Genomic DNA, 4,162 nt, shown 5'->3' with positions numbered 1-4,162 from the left:
GACCTCCCTAATCTCAAGGGAAGTGAATCAGCAGTCAGAGCATCGCTCAAGCAGAGTTTTTCAACACAATCAGCCCACTGCGGTCATTACAAGGCACCTGCGTGAAAGAAATGAAGGGACCAGCTGCGAGCCATCCGCAAAACAAGCTCCAACCGCCCAGGCGTTTCAAATTGATTTATTGAATTGGGGCAGGTATGGCCAATTCAATCAAAGCTTTAGGTCATATGACACACGCCCTGAGATCGATTGAAGAAAACTGGCGTGGGGGAAAAGCTTCACTCCGGTTTCTTACAGGTGCACCGTTAGCGATGAGCAGGATAGCGCGCGGTGCGCACGTCGGCAGACAGGCACGGGCACCACTCGAGCGCCTTTTTGTGACTTATCTCGAAGACTGTCGATTTGAAATCACTGTCGAAGGGGACATTCCTGCGGCAGGCACGGGCTGCATCCTGTCTCACAACGAGACGTCGTTCGCGGACTTGGCGGCGTATTTCGTCGCTATCTGGCCGCATGTAGATCGGCTCGCCGGTGCCGATGTGTATCGGCACATCCCCTTTGCCCGCAAAGCATGCGAGAAACTCGATATTGAGCTGGTTTCAAGGGGCAATCGAAGATCCACCGACCCCCTTGTCGACCGCATGGTGGCTGCGGCGAAGGACGGCAAAAGAGTTGGTTGGGGCGGCGAAGGCAAGCTTTCGGGTCGGGACGGGATCGGACGCTTCAAGGTTGGCGGCAGTATCATTGCGATCAGGGCGAAGGCACCCATAATACCGGTGGTGATACAGGGCGGCCACCATGCCATGCGGCTTGGAACCGTCCGTGCGCGTCCGGGCAAGATCCGGGTCCGTTTCTGCAAGCCCGTGTCCACCGAAACCTATGACGAAGCCGACGCGCGGGAGCTTGCGGACAAGTTGCAGCGGATCGTTTCCGAAAACTACGCTGCGCTGTCCGACCGTCAGGTCGACTTGATTTAAAGTAATCTCTTGTCAGGTATTTCATTGCTTTCGCCGCAGATCAGGCGCATGCCCCGGCGCGCCCATGTCCGCTTCGTCCCGCATGTGAGACGTCCGTAACCGGCGCAGCGTACGACCGGTTTGGATTTCGGCCAATTTGTACGAGTTCAATGGCCGCTTTCGGGAAACGGTGCTGCGCCGCCGCGTCTGGTTGAGAAATTTGGTTGTCGCGCGTAGGGAAGTTTCGCTGCACCAGCATCAGGCGGGAAAGTCCGCTTCTGAGACATCGGACGCAGTCAAAACGAGTGGCCGGTGTTGGCAAAGGCGGTCGTTGCAGCGCGAAAGCAGACGTTGCCGCGGCGCGAGCCAGTCATGAGTGGCCGCTGACGGCAGCTTTCCGGTCATCTGATGAAAAGACTCGGATGACCCAGACGAGCCCAGAACAGACCTTTTTCGGAGGCATTCAGAACGGTATGATCCCTGAACAATATCTGGGAGTGAGTAGATGCCAGCGATGATTTCATTTCGCTCTGTGGTTGACCCATCCGACTGTGATTTTCTTGGTCATATGAACGTCTCTCGTTACTTCGCAGCCTGTTCCGACGGTGTTTTCACAATCCAGTCAGAAATGGGACTGACGGCAAATGATATGCGAGAGGGTCGACGGCTATCCTTTGCTGTCGTCAATGCTCAAAGCGACTTTCGCGCTGAACTGTCTGCAGGTGATGCGATAAGGCTGGAAACCTCTGTCATGCAGATTGGCTCCAAGTCCATGACATTCAGGCATCGGCTGATCAGATCAGAAGGCGACACCCTCGCATTCGAGACAGTCTTTAAATGCGTGCTGTTGAGTCTCGAGACGCGGAAAGCGGCTGAAATCCCAGAGGATGTTCGCGAAGCAGCGGTGCAATGGTTGGAACAAGAAGCGTGACCGCTGAGGGCTGCTTAGCTGTCATCTGACCGAAAATCGCAGATGTCTCAGCTGAGCCCAAACCGGGCACTACAAAGCTGCGAATGCTTCGGACCAGTTCGAGTAGTTCCAGATATCGCTCACTTTGCCATCTCGCATGTGAAAGATGGTGATGCCTGCATAGTCCAGCCGCTTCGACGTAGCTGCCTTCTCTGCGAATGCACCCCTATGCGTTCCTGATCCATGGAACCTCATCGCGACGCGATTGCCTTGGACGATCAACTCATCGATCTCGTGTACAATGTCGGGGAAAGCCTCAAGCACAGGAACAATAAAGGTATCCCGCATAGTATCTCTTCCTTCGACGCGCCCCTTAGGCAAGTGAAGGCATGCGTCCCGTTGGCAAAGCTCGGGAAGAATATCGAGACGTCGAAGGTTCCAAACCTCCTCTAGCATTCTTTGTGCTGTCAGTCGGGTGCGCTCATTTTCCGTCATGTTTGCATCCAATTATCACCCAACAGCTTCGGCATGGCTTTTCAACATAAAGCGATAGCATCATTCAAAATCTCGCAATTTCGGCCACTAGGATGCGACCCGATGAAGTGACCAACGCCCTGGTACGCCCTTTAGCTCTTTATCGCCCGCGGAACCAAACTTGGTGTCAGACCCCACAACCAAATCCTTTACGGTCTGGGAAACCGTGATCTCTTGGGGGCCAGATGTGTCCATGATGCGAGCAGCGATATTTACGGCAAGACCTGAAAGATCCTCACCAATCTGTTCACATTCGCCCGTATGGATGCCTGTTCGGCACTGAAGTCCCAATCGATCTAAGTCACGTCTAATCTCACGCGCGCATTCGATCGCACTCGTTGGGCCTTCAAAACAAAGCATGTATCCATCACCGGTGTGCTTCACCCGACGCCCAGCGAACCCACCTACCCGTCGGGACACCATGATGTCCATTTGTTCAACTAAGCTCTTCCACCGCTCATCGCCCAGAGCGGAAAGCTTGTCGGTAGAACCTACAATATCGATGAAAACGACGGTCAAGAGCTTACGCTGAGATACAGTTCGCGACTGATCTCCGGTCACGAATTCCTCGACGGCTTGCAGGATGTCATCCTGATTTCCATACCAGGCCAAGTGGTCATCGCCGGGCAGGATTACTTTTTGTGCCGCAGATATATTGTCTGCCAGATAATCCGCGCATTCGACCGGGCACCATAAATCGCCTTCGCGATGCAAAACCAGAGTGGGTGTTCGTATTGCTGGCAGCAGGTCACGATAGTCGATCATGTAGTTCATGCGCGTAATCTGCTCTGCGGCACCGGGACTCGCGGAGTAGCGAAAATAGGCTGCAAACCATTCGGCGGCAGCTCGGTCGCCAGCAACACTCGGCGCGCCAGTGTCCAGCTCGAAAGCACCACCCCAATTGGCGATCAGATCGGAGATCGACGCTTCGATTTCTTCCTCTGTTGTGCCAGCAGGGTAGTCAGGCGCCCAAGCATACCGGGGGCGGCTACCGTACAGGATTAGGTGGCTGACGTTTTGAGGATAAGTGGCAGCGAAATAGGAACATATTGCTCCGCCCTCCGACATGCCGAAAAGTGCGACCTTTTGGGAGCCAACTGCCTCCATAACCGCGTTAATGTCTTGAGAACGTTCTTCGAGCGTGGGAACGCCAACATTGCGATCTGACATGCCAGTGCCGCGCTTGTCGAAGAATATGACACGCGCGAAGCGCCCCAATTTGGTGAGAAAGCGCGCGTAATCGGGGCTTTCCCACGCATACTCAACATTCGTCAACCAGCCCTGAGCGTACAGCAGGTCAACCGGACCATCCCCAAAGACCTGGTAGGCTATGTAGAGATCACCACATTTCGCATATTGTGTTCTCGGGCGCATGGAGCCAACGATCTGGCTCCCTACGACAAAGTCAACTCCTTTGGCACCCTAGCGGATCACTGCAACACCGCACCCACGCAATGGCTGGCCTGTCCCGCTTCTGAGACATTGGACGCAGTCAAAACGAGTGTTCGGTGTTGTCAAAGGCGGTCGTTGCAGCGCAAAAGCGGACTTTGCCGCGCCGCGAGCCAGACATGAGTGGCCGCTGACAGCAGCTTTCCGGTCATCTGATGAAAAGACTCGGATGACCCAAACGAGCCCAAGAGGGAACAAAAGAAAATTAAAAGAAAATCTGTCGCGAACCAGCCAAACGCTAAGTGAATGACACACCGGCTGAGGCCGGTGGCATCATTTGGCGGAATGTAATTCCAGGTACTGCATGATGATGTCG

General features: G+C 54.5%; 5 protein-coding genes. 2 read left to right on the top strand and 3 right to left on the bottom strand.

Annotated features, from left to right (window positions below):
- Nucleotides 1–194: 194 nt before the first annotated feature.
- Together AB2B41_RS23070 and AB2B41_RS23065 are read left to right on the top strand one after the other, a co-directional pair.
- Nucleotides 195–974 (top strand): lysophospholipid acyltransferase family protein, encoded by a 780-nt coding sequence (locus AB2B41_RS23070; RefSeq protein WP_367880175.1) that lies wholly within the window; start codon nucleotides 195–197, stop codon nucleotides 972–974.
- A 484-nt stretch (nucleotides 975–1,458) separates the two neighbouring features.
- Nucleotides 1,459–1,884, top strand: a complete 426-nt coding sequence (locus AB2B41_RS23065) for an acyl-CoA thioesterase (protein ID WP_367880174.1) — start codon at nucleotides 1,459–1,461, stop codon at nucleotides 1,882–1,884.
- Between the two features lie 69 nt (nucleotides 1,885–1,953).
- Here the strand turns inward: AB2B41_RS23065 and AB2B41_RS23060 are convergent, their stop codons facing one another.
- The 3 genes from AB2B41_RS23060 to AB2B41_RS23050 all read right to left on the bottom strand — a co-directional run.
- Nucleotides 1,954–2,319, bottom strand: coding sequence for an ester cyclase (locus AB2B41_RS23060; RefSeq protein ID WP_367880176.1), 366 nt, complete (start codon nucleotides 2,317–2,319; stop codon nucleotides 1,954–1,956).
- Between the two features lie 126 nt (nucleotides 2,320–2,445).
- The gene (locus tag AB2B41_RS23055) at nucleotides 2,446–3,771 is read right to left on the bottom strand and encodes an adenylate/guanylate cyclase domain-containing protein (protein WP_367880173.1); all 1,326 of its coding nucleotides are present in this window, start codon (nucleotides 3,769–3,771) and stop codon (nucleotides 2,446–2,448) included.
- A gap of 140 nt (nucleotides 3,772–3,911) precedes the next feature.
- The coding region (locus tag AB2B41_RS23050) for a hypothetical protein (RefSeq protein WP_367880172.1) at nucleotides 3,912–4,162 on the bottom strand (251 nt) is incomplete at its 5' end.

The organism is Sulfitobacter sediminis, from assembly GCF_040811725.1.
Classification (GTDB): domain Bacteria; phylum Pseudomonadota; class Alphaproteobacteria; order Rhodobacterales; family Rhodobacteraceae; genus Sulfitobacter; species Sulfitobacter sediminis.
Note: the sequence above shows the minus strand (reverse complement) of the source record. Positions and strands in the feature narration are given on the sequence as shown.

Excerpts from the sequence above, each read along its gene's own strand:
- AB2B41_RS23070 (WP_367880175.1), top strand. The coding sequence starts at position 195 with ATGGCCAATTCAATCAAAGCTTTAGGTCATATGACACACGCCCTGAGA.
- AB2B41_RS23055 (WP_367880173.1), bottom strand. The coding sequence starts at position 3,771 with ATGCGCCCGAGAACACAATATGCGAAATGTGGTGATCTCTACATAGCC.
- AB2B41_RS23060 (WP_367880176.1), bottom strand. The coding sequence starts at position 2,319 with ATGCTAGAGGAGGTTTGGAACCTTCGACGTCTCGATATTCTTCCCGAG.
- AB2B41_RS23065 (WP_367880174.1), top strand. The coding sequence starts at position 1,459 with ATGCCAGCGATGATTTCATTTCGCTCTGTGGTTGACCCATCCGACTGT.